This is a genomic window from Pantoea sp. X-Soil-ISGK-259, from assembly GCF_059730705.1.
This window is the reverse complement of record NZ_AP035986.1, coordinates 3,460,717-3,478,647: the sequence shown is the minus strand read 5'-3', so window position 1 is coordinate 3,478,647 and position 17,931 is coordinate 3,460,717. Positions and strand designations below refer to the sequence as shown.

16 protein-coding genes, 1 tRNA gene and 1 pseudogene are annotated in these 17,931 nt (G+C 51.9%); 10 read left to right on the top strand and 8 right to left on the bottom strand.

The genetic code is table 11. The features are described from left to right. Positions 1-6: 6 nt before the first annotated feature. On the bottom strand, positions 7-714 hold the full coding sequence (locus AC6I77_RS16495; protein ID WP_008925758.1) for a purine nucleoside phosphorylase YfiH/LACC1 family protein: 708 nt from the start codon (positions 712-714) through the stop codon (positions 7-9). A 106-nt stretch (positions 715-820) separates the two neighbouring features. Between AC6I77_RS16495 and AC6I77_RS16490 the strand changes: the two genes are divergently transcribed. The 4 genes from AC6I77_RS16490 (at position 821) to AC6I77_RS16475 (ending at position 5,997) form a co-directional block, all read left to right on the top strand. After that, positions 821-1,630 (top strand): 5'-nucleotidase, lipoprotein e(P4) family, encoded by an 810-nt coding sequence (locus tag AC6I77_RS16490; protein ID WP_008925757.1) that lies wholly within the window; start codon positions 821-823, stop codon positions 1,628-1,630. 569 nt (positions 1,631-2,199) lie between these two features. After that, entirely contained in the window at positions 2,200-2,835 is a 636-nt protein-coding gene (locus AC6I77_RS16485; RefSeq protein ID WP_008925756.1) for a carbonic anhydrase, read from the top strand. Beyond that, positions 2,832-4,307, top strand: a complete 1,476-nt coding sequence (locus AC6I77_RS16480) for a SulP family inorganic anion transporter (RefSeq protein WP_078804992.1) — start codon at positions 2,832-2,834, stop codon at positions 4,305-4,307. Before AC6I77_RS16485 ends, AC6I77_RS16480 begins: the two co-directional genes overlap by 4 nt. 268 nt (positions 4,308-4,575) lie before the next feature. Continuing rightward, complete coding sequence (locus AC6I77_RS16475) at positions 4,576-5,997, top strand: GGDEF domain-containing protein (RefSeq protein WP_039659386.1); 1,422 nt, start codon at positions 4,576-4,578, stop codon at positions 5,995-5,997. A 20-nt stretch (positions 5,998-6,017) separates the two neighbouring features. Here the strand turns inward: AC6I77_RS16475 and ddlA are convergent, their stop codons facing one another. From ddlA to AC6I77_RS16460, 3 genes are all read right to left on the bottom strand, one after another. Beyond that, positions 6,018-7,115, bottom strand: coding sequence for a D-alanine--D-alanine ligase (gene ddlA, locus AC6I77_RS16470; RefSeq protein ID WP_039659385.1), 1,098 nt, complete (start codon positions 7,113-7,115; stop codon positions 6,018-6,020). Between the two features lie 1,223 nt (positions 7,116-8,338). Then, a complete protein-coding gene (locus AC6I77_RS16465; protein ID WP_497817156.1) occupies positions 8,339-8,917 on the bottom strand; it encodes a hypothetical protein in 579 nt (192 codons plus the stop codon). Continuing rightward, positions 8,917-9,936: a phage integrase gene (locus AC6I77_RS16460; RefSeq protein WP_497817155.1), complete on the bottom strand. Its 1,020-nt coding sequence runs from the start codon at positions 9,934-9,936 to the stop codon at positions 8,917-8,919. Before AC6I77_RS16460 ends, AC6I77_RS16465 begins: the two co-directional genes overlap by 1 nt. Between AC6I77_RS16460 and AC6I77_RS16455 the strand changes: the two genes are divergently transcribed. The 4 genes and pseudogenes from AC6I77_RS16455 to AC6I77_RS16440 all read left to right on the top strand — a co-directional run. Next, entirely contained in the window at positions 9,935-10,084 is a 150-nt protein-coding gene (locus AC6I77_RS16455; RefSeq protein WP_140915511.1) for a tail fiber assembly protein, read from the top strand. The genes AC6I77_RS16460 and AC6I77_RS16455 overlap by 2 nt on opposite strands. 86 nt (positions 10,085-10,170) lie before the next feature. Next, on the top strand, positions 10,171-10,626 hold the full coding sequence (locus AC6I77_RS16450; RefSeq protein ID WP_337028726.1) for an STM2901 family protein: 456 nt from the start codon (positions 10,171-10,173) through the stop codon (positions 10,624-10,626). After that, on the top strand, positions 10,623-10,946 hold the full coding sequence (locus AC6I77_RS16445) for a DUF1493 family protein (protein WP_497817154.1): 324 nt from the start codon (positions 10,623-10,625) through the stop codon (positions 10,944-10,946). The genes AC6I77_RS16450 and AC6I77_RS16445 overlap by 4 nt, the downstream gene beginning before the upstream one ends. A gap of 131 nt (positions 10,947-11,077) precedes the next feature. Next, positions 11,078-12,088: pseudogene (locus tag AC6I77_RS16440) on the top strand (hypothetical protein); the annotation flags it as partial. A gap of 885 nt (positions 12,089-12,973) precedes the next feature. Here AC6I77_RS16440 and AC6I77_RS16435 read toward each other — a convergent pair. The 3 genes from AC6I77_RS16435 to AC6I77_RS16425 all read right to left on the bottom strand — a co-directional run bounded on the left by AC6I77_RS16435 (position 12,974) and on the right by AC6I77_RS16425 (position 14,772). Next, positions 12,974-13,333, bottom strand: coding sequence for a hypothetical protein (locus AC6I77_RS16435; RefSeq protein WP_337028724.1), 360 nt, complete (start codon positions 13,331-13,333; stop codon positions 12,974-12,976). Between the two features lie 369 nt (positions 13,334-13,702). Further along, a tRNA-Ile gene (locus AC6I77_RS16430) sits at positions 13,703-13,778 on the bottom strand. 202 nt (positions 13,779-13,980) lie between these two features. Continuing rightward, positions 13,981-14,772 (bottom strand): SDR family NAD(P)-dependent oxidoreductase, encoded by a 792-nt coding sequence (locus AC6I77_RS16425; protein ID WP_497817153.1) that lies wholly within the window; start codon positions 14,770-14,772, stop codon positions 13,981-13,983. Positions 14,773-14,910: 138 nt separating this feature from the next. On the opposite strand from AC6I77_RS16425, the gene AC6I77_RS16420 reads away from it, so the two are divergent. Both AC6I77_RS16420 and mug read left to right on the top strand, forming a co-directional pair. Further along, positions 14,911-15,495 (top strand): TetR/AcrR family transcriptional regulator, encoded by a 585-nt coding sequence (locus tag AC6I77_RS16420; RefSeq protein WP_497817152.1) that lies wholly within the window; start codon positions 14,911-14,913, stop codon positions 15,493-15,495. Further along, a complete protein-coding gene (gene mug, locus AC6I77_RS16415; protein WP_003848430.1) occupies positions 15,492-16,010 on the top strand; it encodes a G/U mismatch-specific DNA glycosylase in 519 nt (172 codons plus the stop codon). Before AC6I77_RS16420 ends, mug begins: the two co-directional genes overlap by 4 nt. Before the next feature lie 73 nt (positions 16,011-16,083). Here mug and rpoD read toward each other — a convergent pair whose 3' ends face one another. Continuing rightward, a complete protein-coding gene (gene rpoD / locus AC6I77_RS16410) occupies positions 16,084-17,925 on the bottom strand; it encodes an RNA polymerase sigma factor RpoD (RefSeq protein ID WP_003848431.1) in 1,842 nt (613 codons plus the stop codon). Positions 17,926-17,931: the final 6 nt, after the last annotated feature.

Sequence of the window (17,931 nt, the reverse complement as noted above, 5' to 3'; positions counted from 1 at the left end):
AAACCGTTAACGCCGCCGGATCCACGAATAGCGCGAACGATAGCCGCTGCTATGGTGGGTATTGAAGCGGTAGCTGGAACCGCTCTCGGCCATGCAATAGGTGCAGACATTAACGTTGTCGATCTGCGCGGCCGGCACACCCGCGTTGACCAGCAGCTGCGTCGCCAGTGCGGGCAGATCGAACCAGACACCCTGCTGATGGGCTGCGGCCTGTGGACGTTGTGCTTGTGGGTTTACCGGTTGATTCCGGTGCCAGCGTAGCCCGCTGGCAAACGCTGGGTTCTGCGCAATCTCCGCCAGCTGCGGTTCGGCCAGCTCATAGCAGCAGGGGCCCATCGCCGGGCCAATCGCCACCACCAGATCCTGCGGGTTGCAGCCCTGCTCGCCCAGTTTTTCCACGGCGCGGGTCAGCACACCCGCCAGTGTGCCCTTAAGTCCGGCATGCACCGCCGCCACGATCCGCTGTTGGCGGTCGGCGAACAGCACCGGCAGACAATCGGCGGTGTAGACCGCTACCGGTCGCATTCCGCTGCCGATCACGCCATCGGACTCACAGCTTTTGGGCGGAATGTTCTCACTATCGGTGACCACGGTTGCGCTGTGGCGCTGATGTCCATAGGCGGCATCGGCGGGAGGTGGCTCACCGGCTGGCTGAAACGCATAATCGAGCCACTCCAGCGAATCGAGCAACGGCGAGCGCGGGATCACGGCCATAAGAATCTCCTGTTATAACAGCGTGCGTTGGGCTGCCAACAGCTTACGTTAACTGCTACATTTTTGAAGCTTCTCCTCAGACCTTTCTCACCTTAAGGATGAAATGATGAAAACCTCCGCAAAACTCGCAGCATCCGGACTGGTCGCGCTGCTCCTGACCGGCTGCGCCTCGTCGACACATCAGACCGCGCAACAGCAACTCGGTCAGCAATCGGTGCTGGCTGTAAACTGGTTCCAGCAGTCTGGCGAATATCAGGCGCTGACCTGGCAGGCGTTTAACACCGCGCGCATGGCATTTGATCAGGCACCGTCGCTGACCGGCAAACCCAAAGCGGTGATTGTCGATCTGGATGAAACCATGCTGGATAACAGCGCCTACAGCGCGTGGCAGGCGAAAAACGGCCAGCCGTTCAGCAGCAAAACCTGGTCAGCCTGGACGCAGGCGCGTCAGGCGAAAGCGGTGCCGGGCGCGGTTGAGTTCGCGCGTCATGTGACAGAAAATGGCGGCACGCTGTTTTATGTGTCGAACCGCGATCAGAAAGATTACGCTGCCACGGTCGCCAATATGCAGCAGCTCGGCTTCCCTGACGTCAGCGATAAAACGGTACGTCTGAATACCGACAGCTCCAATAAGCAGGCACGTTTCGATGCCATCAAAAATGCGGGCTATAACGTGGTGCTTTACGTCGGCGATAACCTCAACGATTTCGGTGGGGCGACCTGGCATAAGGGTAATCAGACGCGTCGCGATTTCGTGAATCTCAACCATCAGCAGTTTGGTACGCAGTTCATCGTGCTGCCCAATCCACTCTACGGCGACTGGGAGAGCGGAATGGCGGAAAACTACAATAAGCTGACCCCGGAACAGCAGTTGTCGGTGCGTGAATCACGTCTGCAGAGCTGGAACGGTAAATAATTCGTCAAGAAAAAGAGCCTGCTCGTTCAGGCTCTGTTTATTATTGGTCCTTATTTACTTACTGTCGTCACTATTTTCCTGCAAATTAAATTAATCATCTCTTGCTCCCTTCTTAACTCAATACAGGTATATCTGACTGGCTTATACCCATTAAGCCGGTTGATTGTGCTAATGGTTAATTTTTTAATTAAGAGGATTCCTGGTGAAATGAGCGCTGGCTGGTATGGTGCTGAAAAACCCCTTTGTTAATGCTTGTATTTATTTGTCAGCATTAACTTTAGTTAATTTTCTAACTACATGTTTTTGATTCATTAAAAATGAATTCTGGCTTTTCCCTTTCGTCTTTGCTGCTTAATTAAATTTACGTAACCCTGACTCTTACTGACGGCAAATTGACAAAACCCGTGAGAACAAAGCGTTGTGAAATATTGCCCGTGCATTGGAAATGGTTAGCGTCTATAACCTTTTTCTGTGATTCAGTTCTTATTTCCCTGGCGGCTCATGCTTTATTTGTGTGCCGACACATGTTGTGGTTAGCCAGGATGCGACATCCCGGTAGTAGAGAGAAGATGATTGTGACGACACTTAAACCCTTATTAGCGAAAAATCGCAGTTGGGCCTTGCAGCGCCGCCAGCGTAATCCGGATTATTTTAAAAAATTCCTTCATCAGCAAAAGCCGCACTCACTCTGGATAGGTTGCTCTGATAGTCGCGTTCCGGCTGAGGTATTAACCGGCTCCCATCCTGGCGAACTCTTTGTACATCGTAATATCGCCAACATGGTGATTGAGGACGACGACAATTTGCTGAGCGTACTGCAATACGCGCTCTTCTTTCTCGGTGTGAAACGCATTGTCCTTAGCGGCCACTATGGCTGTGGCGGCGTAGAAGCCGCGCAAAACCTGCCGGGCAGCGTGCTGGACGGACAGGAAAGCGCGCTGGCGAGACGTATTCAGACGCTGCGAAATGATATTCAGCAGGGGCTGGCAGAAAGCCCGGCCTCAGACGTGGCGCCGGGTGAACAGCTTGATCGGCTGGTTGAGGCCAACGTGAAGGCGCAATTCGCCAGACTGGTGAAATCTGAACCGGTCCGGCAAATCTGGCAATCGGGCCAGGAACTGGAGGTGTTTGGTTGTGTTTATGACCTGCGCTCCGGTCATCTCAAAGAACTGATTCATCAATCTGCAGAGGAACCTTCATTATGAACCTCGATACCCTGCGTCGCGATATTCCGGCGGGTCTGGTGGTGTTTCTGGTCGCCTTACCGCTCTGTCTTGGCATCGCACAGGCCAGCGGATTACCGCCGTTTGCCGGTCTGCTGACGGGTGTGATTGGCGGTCTGGTCGTGACTTCGCTGAGTCCATCCCGATTTGCCGTCAGCGGCCCGGCAGCGGGCCTGGTCACTATCGTGGTCGCCTCAATGGCGTCGCTAGGCAGTTTCTCCGCGTTTCTCACTGCACTGATTATTGCCGGGGCGCTGCAATGCCTGTTTGGTCTGCTGCGTGCCGGACGGTTTATTTCGCTGGTGCCGGGCAGCGTCATCAAAGGGATGCTGGCGGCGATTGGTTTGCTGCTCATCATGCAGCAGATCCCGGTGGCACTGGGTGCCGCTGGCGATGCGGAGCTGGTGTCGCTGGTGACCGGCGAGATGACCTTCTCGCTGCCCGCCATCGTGGTAGCAGGTGTCGGTCTGGCCATTTTATGTCTCTGGACCACCGCACCGGTTAAACGGATCAAAGCGCTGGCCTGGATCCCCGGCCCGCTGATAGCCGTGCTCATCGGCTGCCTGGCTACCGTGATGGGTGGGAGGCTGTTTCCTGAGATGACGCAGGGTCTGGCTCGCATTTCGCTGCCCGCTTTTGACAGCGTCTCTGCGCTGGTGGCGGAGCTGGAAACGCCTGACTGGATGGCCTGGCAGAATCCGCAGGTCTGGGTGGTTGCGGTGACCTTAGCACTGGTCGCCAGTCTGGAGACCCTGCTGAGCCAGGAGGCGCTGAAAAAACTGCGTCCTCAGACGCCCGCGCCGTCGCCTAACAAAGAGATGTTCGCGCAGGGTATTGGTAACCTGGCGGCCGGTTTCCTTGGGGCGATGCCGATCACGGCGGTGATTGTGCGCAGTTCAGTGAACGTCAGTGCGGGTGCGCAGACCAAATTGTCGATTTTCATTCACGGTGTACTGCTGCTGATTTGCGGCATGTGGTTCAGCGAGATGCTGAATGCCATTCCGCTGGCCAGCCTCGCTGCCGTACTGCTCTATACCGGTTATAAACTGGCGACACCGCGACTGTTCGTTGAGCAGTTCCGGATGGGCGCGCAGCAATACGTGCCGTTTCTGGCCACCATCATCGGGATTATCACGCTGGGTATGCTGGTCGGTATTGGTATCGGTATCGCCACGCAGATCCTCTATAGCATCTATAAGAGTCATCGCAACGCGCTGCAGCTCACCCGCTATGATGACCACTATGTGCTGCGCTTTCAGCAGAACCTGACCTTTATGCATAATCCCAGGCTCCAGGGATTGCTGGATGAGATCCCGGAGAACAGCGTGGTCATCGTTGATAACGACAATGCGGAATATATCGATCCCGACGTCAAAGCGGTGCTGAAAGATTTTGGCGATAACGCTGATAAACGCGGCATTCGCCTGAGTCAGTGGCCGGTTGCGGTAAAATAGCGATAAACGCAACGGTAAAGTCGTTTGAGAGGCAAAAATCGGATATCTCGGATATCCGATTTTTTTATTTGCGAGGCATAATAAGTCCCCAATTTTTACTGTCATCTGATGGGGTTAGACTCTTCAGGGTCACTTTGCGGAGTCAGCCCAGGAAGGGCGGTTGACCGCCGGATGACAGTGAGAGTATCCAGGATTTAATCATTCTGACACCACGCGCCTGTGCAGGCTGACGTGGACAGCCAGCCTCTCTGCGACAAGGTCCGGATGTATGCGCATGCAGCTGTTTGAAGAGCACAACGCTAAGAAGAACGCATTTTCGCTGTTTTTAGTGACGTTGTTATTTTGCTTTATCGGCGGACACCTGCGCATCCCACAGGAGCTGTCACTGTTCTGGCCAGTCAACGCGATCGTCACTGGCATTATCGTCCGAAATCCTTATCTGCATCAGACCCGCTATTACCTGGCTACGTTTGCTGGCATGGTGTTTAACGACACTGTTTTTTCAGGCTGGGCGCTTTCTGCCTTCACGCTGAACCTGGCGAATCTTCTGTTTGTGCTGATAGCGGTTACGCTGCTGATAAAACATCTTCAGAATGATTCCGGAAGGGAGCGCATTATCAATGTGCTACGTATTTTCCCCGCCTGCCTGCTGGCCGCGTTAGCCTGTGCCAGCTGGGGGGCACTGGCACAGCAGGCTGATTTCACTGTCGGTCTGGCGATCGCCTGGGGTGAGTGGTTTAGTGAGCAGTTCTCTACCGGGCTCATGGTACTGCCGTTTTTGCTGACGCGTGACTGGTCGTCGCTGTCGCCCCGCCAGTTTTTGCAGCTGCGCAAGCTGGCACCCGTTATCGCTCTGATCTTTTCGATGATGATTGGGGCAATAATGGGTGGCGCAGGTAGCCTGACGTTACCGGTTCCGGCGCTGGTGTGGTGTGCCATCGTGTTGCCGATGCCGCTGACCAGCCTGGTGATTCTGCTGAGCGGTATTGTCGAAATCATTCTGGTTTCGCACGGCGTAATGAACATTCAGGGCGATGATACCCTCCTGCTCGTCAGCCACCTGACCTCGGCGCGATTGGGTGTGGCGACTATCGCAATTAGCCCGCTGATCGTGGCCGCGAGCATGGATGCCATTCGCCAGCTGAATCAACGGCTCGCGCTGCGCGCGAATTACGATTTCCTGACCCGGCTGCTGTCGCGTTCCGGCTTATATGAAAGCCTGCGTGCGGAGCCTATTTTCCCGGATCGTAAGGTGGGCGTGATCCTGCTGGATGTCGACTACTTCAAAGCGATTAATGATAATTTTGGTCATGACGCGGGTGACAGCGTGCTGGAAGAGATCGCTCGCCGGATGCAGCAGGTTATCGGTAAAGAGGGACGCGTCTGCCGGTTTGGCGGAGAGGAATTTGTGGTGGTGCTGTTCGACCAGAATCCCGCAAAGCTCTATTTTCTCGCCGAGAGCATCCGGCAGAAGATGGCGAAAGAGAAATTCTGGCTACAGGGCAGTACGGCTACCGTGACCGTCAGTCTGGGACTGGCGCATAGCAGTGCCGGAGAAGCGACGGAGTGGCACCGTGTGATTAACCGGCTCATTTCGGCGGCGGATAAAAACCTCTATCTCTCGAAGCGCAATGGCCGTAATCAGACCTCACCCGTCAACTATTGCGGCATCTCCAGCGACGTGGCATAACGCCACGCCGCCGGAGCGGGTCAGCTGACGCTGCTTTTCAGCGTGCTGGCCTGCTGGTGGCGTTCAATCGCCAGGTCGATCAGACGGCTGATCAGATCCTGATAGCTGAGCCCGGCTGCCTGCCAGAGTTTCGGGTACATGCTGATGTTGGTAAAGCCGGGCAGGGTATTCACTTCATTGACGATAATTTCGCCGTCGTCAGTCAGGAACACATCGACGCGCGCCATGCCAAAGCACTCCAGCGCGGTAAAGGCCTTGATGGCGACGTCACGAATCGCATCGCTGGTTTCCGCTGCGATGGCCGCCGGGACCACCGTCTGTGCTCCGTTCTCAGAAATATATTTGGTGTCATACGTGTAGAAGGCGTCATGCACCACCACTTCGCCGCAGGGGCTGGCTTCAGGTGCATCGTTGCCCAGCACCGCGCACTCAATCTCCCGACCTTTTATCCCCTGTTCAATCAGTACTTTGCGGTCAAAGGAGAAAGCCAGTGCCAGCGCGGCATCAAACTCTTCAATGCTATCTACTTTGCTCACGCCCACTGAAGAACCCTGGTTGGCGGGTTTGATAAATAGCGGCAGTCCAAAGCGGGCAATCACGGCCTCTGGATCCAGATGGGCGCGTTGTGCCTGAGTGACGCTCAGCCACGGCGCGACGTTGAGGCCGGCATCGCGTAGCAGGCGTTTGGTGAAATCTTTGTCCATGCTCACCGCAGAACCCAGCACATCGGACCCGACGAACGGTAAAGAGGCCATACGCAGCAGACCCTGCAGAGAACCATCTTCACCCAGCGTACCGTGAACAATCGGGAAGATAACGTCGATTTGCGACAGTGGATGGGCGTTGTGACGGGTGATGATCTGCTGCTGCGTCTTGCCCGGCACCAGCGCCACATCTTCAGCGGCGTGATTCAGTGCGATCAGCGCCGGATTTTCAGCGTTAAGTAAGAAGTTGGACGCATCATTCAGACGCCAGTGTCCCTGTTTGTCGATGCCCAGCAACACCACGTCAAACCTGGTTTTGTCGATCGCCTCAAGGATATTTTTGGCCGACTGCAACGACACCTCATGCTCGGCCGACTTCCCGCCAAACACGATCCCTACCCGCAACTTTGTCATCTGTTTTGCCCACTGAAAAAATCAAAACCACAAGATAGCATGGGGTTTGCGCGGGTTAAATTACCTGAAATCTAAATGCTGGCGACAGTAATTGCCTCGTCAGGCTGTTTTAATCGCAGCTACCTTTTCTCCATACGTTATCGACAGGTCGCAGGGATAACTTCGGATGAAGAGCGGTTGCAGATCAGAAAGGATAAGAGATGACTAAATCTGACGATCAGGCAGAGGGCAATGCGGGATATCGCCAGGTTTGGCTGGAGAATATCACAACCCGTTGTCGTACCTTACCCAGTATGGTGTTGCGGGCGCTTTCGGGATAATGATCTGCGATGTGGCGATGACGCCACATTCAGGACTATCGCTGACGATTCGCGGTGCCGCTTGAGAGGATGAAAACTGTGAGCTGAGGTAAAACGGTCAGCGTGGAAGATAGCTTCTGCCAGTCTCGCTTGTGTTCACACCAGCAAATATGAGGATGAGTACGTTTTCTCAGTTGCTCTCATCTTTGTGCGGCACATCATTTCTTTTTTGGTCGGGCGTTATCTTGCATAAAGGTTCGTAGGCAAGACCTGAGATCTTCCTGGTGTCCTTGGCGGGCTTCTTCTCCTTTCGTTTTCCCGACATGACAGGCCACGCGCTAAATAACTCTGAGAGTATTTCGAAAATCTGATGCATAGCTGTTGCTCACTTGTTCGAGTCAGGCAATGCCAATGACTTTAACATGAAGCTAATATTTAATGGGCCGGATTTATGAGAGGCGTTGAGGGTTAGTTACAGGTGAGAAACCGGGTCGCTGTTTCCGGCTTCAGCCATTATTGATGCGTGGTGGACTCTTTGAAACCGTCTACGGATTCTGCTGTGTGGCGCCAGCCGTGCCATTGATGATAAAGACTCGCAGAAGGCTCTGCAATTCACGGTCTTGATTCGGGCTGCTCAGGATAATCAGTTGAGGATTTCCCATGGCAGTGAAAATGCATCGCCACTTTGCCGCCACTCGAAAAGCCAGTAACAAAAAAGCCGCTTCAACGAGCGGCTTAAGTATATGTTTTTTTATCACTAAATTTGGTGGCCCCTGCTGGGTTTGAACCAGCGACCAGGGGATTATGAGTCCCAATTCGAAGTGAGTTAAATCAGTAACTTACTGATTTTTATATTTTCTTTAGGCCGAATAGAGACAGAAAGCGTTTAATAGCATTGCGCTCTGCTGCCAATTATTTTGAAAACTAGTCAACTAAAATCCGTAACCAATCACGGTTACTAAGAATTCGATAGAAAGGTCGTAAACGTGTTCTCACGTAAGTGATCAGTTGATGTTCACTCATCTCTGAAGCTCTGGAGTTAAAAACGGGTACTGCTTCGTCGTAAAGCTCCCAATAAAAATTAGAAATTAAATTCGTTATTCTGGCGAAAGCTCTTGGCGGATAATCCGAAAAGTAGTGAGTAAAAAACGCCAACCTTTTTTCTATCTCATTGGATGATGCATCTGTTATTAAATAACTTATCTCCCTCCTGAGCCAAACTAACGCGCTGTAATAAATGTCTGGATTTTGAATGTTTTTTTCACGTTGATAAATGCGTAGGTATTTTTCTACATCATGGCGGTCTGGTGTGGGTTCGAGATTCAATGATGCCAGAATCAGGAGTGTGTCTGATTCTTCTCCAGCTATAATCTCTCTTTCTGCCCAATTTGTTATTGCTTTAATGAAATCATCCAAACCGATTACTTCGAAGGTCTCACTGAATACCTTTAGGCATAGTAGATCTTCTAAGCTCAGTTCATTATTATGGCATTCCATTTTCATCACAATTCCATTCTATTCAAAGGATTTAACAACATCGCTTCAGACAAATGGTCTGGTGCAAAGTGTGCGTATCGCATCGTTACCTTAATATCCGTATGTCCCAATATCCGTTGAAGCACAAGGATATTGCCACCATTCATCATGAAATGAGAAGCAAAAGTGTGGCGTAAAACATGCGTTAGCTGTCCGGCAGGTGTCTCAATGCCTGCGCGCTGCATTGCCTTTCTAAAAGCTGAATAGCACGTAGAAAAGAGTGGCTGCGCCTTTCTGCTTAATGGCAACTCAGCCTGCAACTTCTCAGTGATCGGCACTGCACGGTTTTTCTTGCCTTTAGTTTTTACGTAGATTATCTGACCCGCACGAATCTGGTTCCCTTTCAAACCTTCTGCTTCACTCCAGCGTGCTCCAGTAGCAAGGCAAATTTTAACGACTGTCGTTAAATTCTTAGAACGGCTACTCTCACATTCGGCAAGTAACGTGCGTATCTCATCAATGGTGAGATAGGCCATCTCTGATTCACTGATTTTAAACTCGCGCACGTTCTCTAACGGGTTCGGTGCGGCCCATTCATCTAACCGCCGCAGTTCATTAAACATTGCCCTGAAATATGCCAGCTCTAGATTTACCGTGCGCGGCGTAACCGTCTTTACTCGACTGGAGCGGGTGATCTTCCCGCTTAATAGCTGCTCGCTGTAGGACGCAAAAATCTTCGCGTTGAACTCGGTAGCGAGTGGATTTCCCATCGCTTCGCAGGCGAACGCCATCGTAGTTCGCCGCTTCTCACCATCCGCCAAGGTGATGCCATGCGTGTTGAACCACAATTCAACCAGCTCAATTATCCGGCGCTTATCTGTTTTCTCACCCAGCCAAGGCTTGTCCTGACGCTGATCTTTTACGAACTTCTTAAAAGATTGCGCTTCGCCTTTAGTGGCGAACTGGCGGCGTATTCTCTTACCGTCTCGGCCGTTCGGGAAAACCTGAGTCTGCCATTCCCCAGTGGGTAATTTACCTATCGCCATGCTATGCCTTTCTCTGAGCGGGCAACGACTTGCCCAAAAACTTGATATTATGGCCGCGCTCACCGCCTGGATGAAGTACGTATGGGCAGTGCAGATCACCAATGTGTTAGCCACGCCGCATATCAGTTGGCCCGAAAAGCCCGCCTGACTGGCGAACTGGCAATGGATTAACAACCTGGCACACAGATGGTAAAGTAAAATTCGCTAACCATTTAACGAAAGGGATCAGCAGGTATGGATACAACAGAGCAACTGGATGGTACGTATTATTTCAACCAATTGCCTAATCTGACGCCGCAGGAGTTGCTGTTCTGGATACTTATTGATGAGACACAAAAGCAACTAGGCGTTCAGGATATTTTGGCCGTTGCGGGATTAATTCTGGGCAACAATAATATCGACGTTCCGGGGAAACCTAACACGGCAACCCCCGGTACTTCCGTTGCGTCGCTCTTTTTCCGCAAAAACCTTTCTTACAAATTCCGGCGGCGCATTCTGCCAACGCTGACCGCCAAATCTTTCAGCCTGCGTGGGCTGAAGATTTTCTGGGTAAATAATCTGGGGGCATTTGTAGGCAGAGCCGTGCCTGTTGTCGGATGGTTGATTCTGGCAAACGATGTTGCACAAATTAGTTTCCACACTGTCCATCGCTATAACCTGATTGTGCGATCGGAGGATAAAATCTGGTGAATAATATGACAGTAACCCCTGATGCAGTGCGCGAATTTATTCTGCGTGAACTGCCGCTGGTGACGACTTTTCTGTTGAAGAAAATTGAAGTCGGCGACGATGACATTCTGCAGGAACAGTTCGAGGCGGATGATATCGCTGAAATGGCGAAAAATTTTTTTAATGACTTTGATGTGCAGCCAGCAGGCTTCAATCTTGTCGCTTATTACCCCTGGAAATCCTCCTCGCTGTTCTCACGCAAAAATGTAAAACAGGATAAAGAGCCACTGACCATAAGAATGTTTATTGAGTCAGCCCGTGCAGGGCGCTGGCTTTTCTGATTGCTCATAGCAGGTGATAAAGTTCCCCGTTTTGTCAGCTGCCACACAATTACAATAATATGATTTACTTTCCCTAAGGCCTGACCATAACGGAACTCCTTCACAGAAGTATCGCCATATAACACAGAATTATCACCTGGACGCCGCGAAACCGCACAACAGGCCAGCCGTTGCAGAAAACACCCGTACAGCGGCAGGTTGAAAGCCATTACCCGGAGCTGGCCAGCGGCCTGCACCTGCCTAAAATGGTGCGTGTTGTTGCCCCGACTGAGGCGGTTAAAAGCGGAAACTTTGCTGACCCATTCAGGCCGCGCTATGCCGTCGATCTGCAACTGCTGGACGCTGACGGCAATCCGGACGGCAGCACGCCGGTTTATCCTGCCGTGCCGTTGCCTGTACCGATAACCGGTAATGATCCCGGCATGTTTCAGTTCCCGCCGGAGGGTACGCTGGTTGAGGTCGGTTTTACCGGCGGACGCCCGGACAAGCCGTTTGTGCGCCAGACCATGCCGGGCGGGACCAGCCTGCCGGACGTGAAGCCGGGCGAACAGCTGCAGCAGCAGCGCGCGGAAGTATCACAGCGGGTAACGCAGGCAGGAGACTGGGAGCGCCAGACCGATCAGGCCATCCGTGAAACGTCCATGAGCCGGGAGGTTAAAGCCGATACGGAAACGCGTGAACTGGTCAGCAGGGAAACGACTGTCAAAGCCACGGACAAAACCACGGTGATCGGTACGTCGTCACTGATGGCCGGGGCAATTCAGCACGTAACAACCGGCAGTTACAGCATGGCCGCACAGCAGAGCCAGCTGATTACAGTGGGCGGTGATACGGAAACGGACGTCACCGGCAGCGCGGCTATAAAAGTCGGTCTGGCACTAACTGAAAAAATTGGCCAGCTGCGCCAGAGCATTGCCGGGACGCGTCAGGAAATTATCGCGCCGGTGGTGTGGATTGGTTCAGAGAAGATTAACGTGGCCCAGCTGATGCTTGATACCGTGGCCCTTATGCAGCAACTGGCGGAACAGCTGGCCAGCCACACGCACCCGTCAACAGGACAGCCCACGAACAGCAGCGCTATCGGGCAGAGTAGCCAGCAGGCTGCTGCGCTTAGTAAGAAGTATTCCCCCGTCATTGGCTAAGCCATCACACTGACCCGTTATCACAGCGGGTTTTTTATTACCCGTCACCAGAACGCCTCAGCCGCACTATGCACCACGCACATGCGCAGCCATCTCGCACAGTAACCATAGATAGATCATCCGCACAGCGTGGCACTGGCTGCGCGTCAGCCCCGGCAAAATAATCGCTGCGCAGACAAAATCGGCGCTACACCGCACCCGCCTGCAGGATTTGGATCATAAAAATTTTTCAGTTTAATTTTTTTACAAAGAGTATGGCCAGACCGCACCGGTGCTGGCTTTATGCCTGAGTTCGCAAACTGAAAAGAATGAAAAGAATTTCATTTTTTTTACATTTTTGGATCTCAAACGGATCTCGTATGAATTTCATATCATTGATTTAAATGGTTATTTAATATTTTAGGTCATTTTGTGGATCTCAGTCGGATCTCTGTAAGAGATTAGTGGTTAATCAGCAAAGCCAGACAGGGTAGGGGCTACAGAGTATTCAGAGCATTTTACTAAACTGAAAAACTCAGTAAGCTATATACTGTTTTTATGTACAGTGTTGTTGGTGAGAGGGCGAAAAAATGCGACGTTTTTCACTCAATGGCGCGCTGTTTATGTTTATGGAGCGTGGGGAGAAGCTAACTCACGACGCGATCTGGAATGACCGCTGGGGACCGGGTAGCAGATACGTTCTATGGCCACGAGGAGGGTATTGGGATGTCCGATTCAGGCATATAAAAGACAACAAACTGGAGTGGCTTCCTGTGGCAGACAAGCCATTTGTGAGTGAATGCGCAGCCTGGCAAGCTACTTATGCTGATTGGGAATGCAAACTAAAGCGACTGGAATCGTATAAGTAATATTCATCGTGATGAAAATCCCATACATCTGTACTTATTATCGACGAGGCGATTTTTTTTTATGATCAGCGATAAAAGTTAGGAAAAAACCATACACGTAAGTAATGCATATAGCTAAAAAAAGCAAGGATAATGGAATGGTAAAATTTTTGTAATCTGTTGTATATAGTTTTAATTGTTCAGGCGAAAGGTTTAATTTTCTCTCAGCATAGCTTTGGCTGTAATCTAGTCCAAACCAAAATGAACCTATAATCATAAATAAATAAAAAGATACTTTTGAAACTATTTTTTCAAGAAATTCTAGATAAAAATCGGGGTCAGAATATGCAACTTTTGTGAAGATGGCCATAAGTGCTATAAATCCTCCAATCAGCCACTTGTATAAATCTTCACTCATAACAACTCCAAAATTTTAAATAGCTAAACTAGGTTAAAGGAACTTCTGTCACTTACATGCTCTTTTTTGAAAGGTGAGCTGACTTAAGTATCAAAAGCTTGAAGGAGAACTTTGCAACATGAAGCAATCTATTAAGTCATGCGCAATGAAATATAAAGCGTAAGGGCAGGAAAATAAATAGAAAACTGCTAGTCCAGCTTGAATTAAAACAGCAGTACTCGCCATATCCTTATCAGAACCAGACACGGATCAAAACGCTATCAGCCCCAGCCTGTTTTTTCATGCGACACTTTTGCGACACTCATAAACAGGATAACAAAAAAACCACCATGAGAGGTGGCTTAAATGCATGATTTTAATCACTAAATTTGGTGGCCCCTGCTGGGTTTGAACCAGCGACCAAGCGATTATGAGTCGCCTGCTCTAACCACTGAGCTAAGGGGCCAGCGGAGCGGGGATTATAAAGTATCTCTTCAGGACGATCCAGCACTCAGCTACCGGTTGCTGAAATAAGCAGCAGTGATTTACCTGCTGATTTATATAACAAAACTGGCAACGCCTGGCGCAGTAGTCGCAAATCGGCACGGATAATGCTTCCCCGTGCCTTAAGTAAAACCCGATGTCAGGTGCTATGGCAGATGACTGACTCAGCCCTGACGGTAGCGGGATGCTGATCGATTCCTTGAAAGATGGGGAACCATGGCGCCACGTGCCTGATCGTAGTCGTGCCACATCTGCAGATCTTCCAGCGCCGGAATAGTTACCGTCTCCTTGCTGTCGAGTCCGGCCAGCGCGGCGTCCACCATCTCATCGACGTCCATCAGCATTTCAGCCGGGATTTCATTAATAGACTGGCCTGCGCGATCAAAAATCTCTGTACGGGTTGCGCCGGGTAACACCGCCTGTACCTGCACACCGCTCTCCGCGAGTTCACGCTGCATGGCGCGCGTCAGGGTCAGCACATAAGACTTAGTGGCGTTATAGGCGCCATTGAACATCTCATGCACCAGCGACAGCACCGAGGCGATATTGATAATAGTGCCGTGACCGCGTGCTTTAAATGCCCGGCCAGCCGCCTGTGCCAGACGCGTCGGTGCCAGAATATTTAACGCCAGCATGCTGTTGATGCGTGTGATGTCCGCCTCCAGAAACTCGCCTTCGACACCCATGCCTGCGTTGTTCAGCAGCAGCGTAATCTGAGCGTTGTTTGCGAGCTCTGACTCCACACGCTGCAGGTCCCGCTCATGCGTTAAGTCTGCCTTCATCACGGTTACCCGAATATCGTGCTGTTGTGTCAGCGCATCAGCCAGTGTGGTGAGTCGTGCCTGATCCCGTGCGACCAGGATGAGGTCATAACCGCGTGCTGCCAGTCGTTTTGCATAGGTCGCGCCGATACCACTTGATGCGCCGGTAATTAATGCTGTGCCTGATTGTGACATGTTTGCTTCCTCGTATGATAGTCGTCATAATGGTTATCAATATGACGACCATCATATGATTCGTCAAGCTGGAATATGATGAGTGTAATAATTACTATAATAGCCAGAAGCCATGCAGTTAAAACCGCAGGAGATGAGATGGAGAAGCAGAGCAGCAAGATGCAGACCCGCCAGCGTATCCTTGATGAGGCGGCGCGTGTGATGCGTGAAACCGGCACTGAAGGGATTGGAGTGGCGGCGCTGATGAAGCGGGTTGGCCTGACACATGGCGGCTTCTATGCACATTTTGCGTCACGCGAGGAGCTGGTTGAGGAGGTGCTGAAACATATGTTTGCTGAATCTGATACCTTCAGGCCTGCTAAATCCGTGACCCAGCCAGCAACGCAGCTGGCTGATTTTATTGATAGCTACCTTTCCGAGGCGCATCGCAATGCACCGGCTCAGGGCTGTCCGCTGGCGGCACTGGTGAGCGAAGTGGCCCATCTTCCACAGCCGACACGGCAGATCTTCGCCCAGGGCTTCAATACGATGCATGCCGGTCTGGTGCAGATACTGCGTGAGCTGAGATTGCCGGATGTGGAAGCGCTGGCCTCCAGCGTGCTGGCAGAGATGGTGGGCGCACTGGCGCTGGCACGGGCCTGTCCGGATGCTGAGCGGGCCAGTCAGATGCTGCAACGCAGTCGCGACGCGCTTAAGCAGCGTACGCTGGAGGTGGCGGCATGAGTGAGCATGCTATCCGCGACATTATCAGCTCCGATCTTGATGTGCTGTTCTGCGGCATCAACCCAGGTCAGTCAACGGCCCATCAGGGATTTCACTTTGCGCATCCCGGAAACCGGTTCTGGAAGGTTATTCATCTGGCGGGATTCACCCGGCAGCAGCTGAAGCCGGAAGAGGAGCAGCGCCTGACGGAAACTGGCTGCGGTATCACCATGCTGGTTGAGCGGCCAACTGTGCAGGCAAATGAGCTGGCGCCTGATGAGCTGCGGGATGGCGGTAAACGCCTGATGGAGAAGGTACTGGATTATCAACCCGCCGCGCTGGCCATTCTGGGTAAGGATGCATTCCGTCGTGCTTTTAAACAGAGCAAAGTCGAATGGGGCAAACAGCCGATATGTATGGGGAAAACCCAGGTGTGGGTATTGCCGAATCCCAGCGGACTGAATCGTGCATCACTGGACGAGATGGTCGGGGCGTATCGTCAGCTCTGGCTGGAACTGCATCCGGAGAGTCACTGACGTCGGGCAGGGCAGGGGAGTGGCGCGAACAGGCAGGCATAAAAAACCCCGGCGAACCGGGGTTTTGTCGGACTTAATCGTCGAGGAAGCTACGCAGCACTTCCGAACGGCTCGGATGGCGCAGTTTACGCAGGGCTTTCGCTTCAATCTGACGAATACGCTCACGCGTCACGTCGAACTGTTTGCCCACTTCTTCCAGCGTATGGTCCGTGTTCATATCAATACCGAAACGCATGCGCAGTACTTTCGCTTCGCGCGCGGTCAGGCCAGCCAGCACGTCATGGGTGGCAGAACGCAGACTCTCTGACGTAGCAGAATCCAGCGGCAGCTCCAGCGTGGTGTCTTCGATAAAATCGCCCAGATGTGAATCTTCATCATCACCAATCGGCGTCTCCATAGAGATCGGCTCTTTAGCGATTTTCAGCACTTTGCGGATTTTATCTTCTGGCATCAGCATACGCTCAGCCAGCTCTTCCGGCGTTGGTTCGCGGCCCATCTCCTGCAGCATCTGGCGCGAAATACGGTTGAGCTTGTTGATTGTCTCAATCATATGCACCGGAATACGGATGGTACGCGCCTGGTCGGCGATAGAGCGGGTGATAGCCTGACGGATCCACCAGGTCGCATAAGTCGAGAACTTGTAACCACGGCGATATTCAAACTTATCTACCGCTTTCATCAGGCCGATATTACCTTCCTGAATCAGGTCGAGGAACTGCAGACCACGGTTGGTATATTTCTTCGCAATCGAAATAACCAGACGCAGGTTAGCTTCCACCATCTCTTTCTTAGCGCGACGCGCTTTGGCTTCACCGATCGACATGCGACGGTTAATGTCTTTAACCTGTTCAATGGTCAGGCCGGTCTCTTCTTCAACCTGTGCCAGTTTCTGCAGGGAACGCATCACGTCATCCTGCACTTCCAACAGCTTTTCAGACCACGGCTTGTTCATCGCCAGAGCGGCTTTGAACCAGCTTTCGTTGGTTTCGTTGCCGGTAAACAGCGTGATGAAGTTCTTCTTCGGCATTTTGCACAGCTCAATACAGAGCTTCATGATCAGGCGTTCCTGAGTACGGACACGTTCCATCATGGTGCGCATGCTGCCTACCAGGTAGTCGAACTGCTTCGGTACCAGGCGGAACTGTTTGAAGACGTCAGAGAGGTTCTGGATTTCGGCAACGGCAGCAGCATGACTGCGACCTTTGCTCTTAATCACGCTGCGGGTCGCTTCATACTGCTTACGCAGATCAGAAAACTTCTCGCGCGCCAGTTCCGGGTCGATTGAGTTATCGTCGTCGGAGCTGTCGTCATCCTCTTCATCTTCTTCTTCATCGTCGTTACGATCGGCTTCAGAGAGTTCAGAGCCCACGTGCGTTGCCGTTGGGGCAATATCTTCTTCTGCGTTAGGATCGACGAAACCGGTGATCAGGTCGGAGAGGCGTGATTCGCCTGCTTCAACTTTGTCATACTGATCCAGAAGATAAGTAATGGCTTCAGGGTATTCGGCGACTGAACACTGAACCTGGTTGATACCGTCTTCAATACGCTTAGCGATGTCGATTTCGCCTTCGCGCGTCAGCAGTTCAACGGTACCCATTTCACGCATATACATGCGAACCGGGTCGGTAGTGCGCCCGATTTCAGATTCAACGCTGGATAACACCTGAGCGGCAGCTTCTGCGGCATCTTCATCAGTATCGGAGCTGTTTTCGTTCAGCATCAGATCGTCAGCATCCGGGGCTTCTTCAACCACCTGAATACCCATGTCGTTAATCATCTGGATGATGTCTTCGATCTGATCTGAGTCGACGATATCTTCCGGCAGATGGTCATTGACCTCAGCATAGGTCAGATAGCCTTGCTCCTTACCACGGGTGACAAGAAGCTTGAGCTGTGACTGCGGGTTTTGCTCCATAAGACG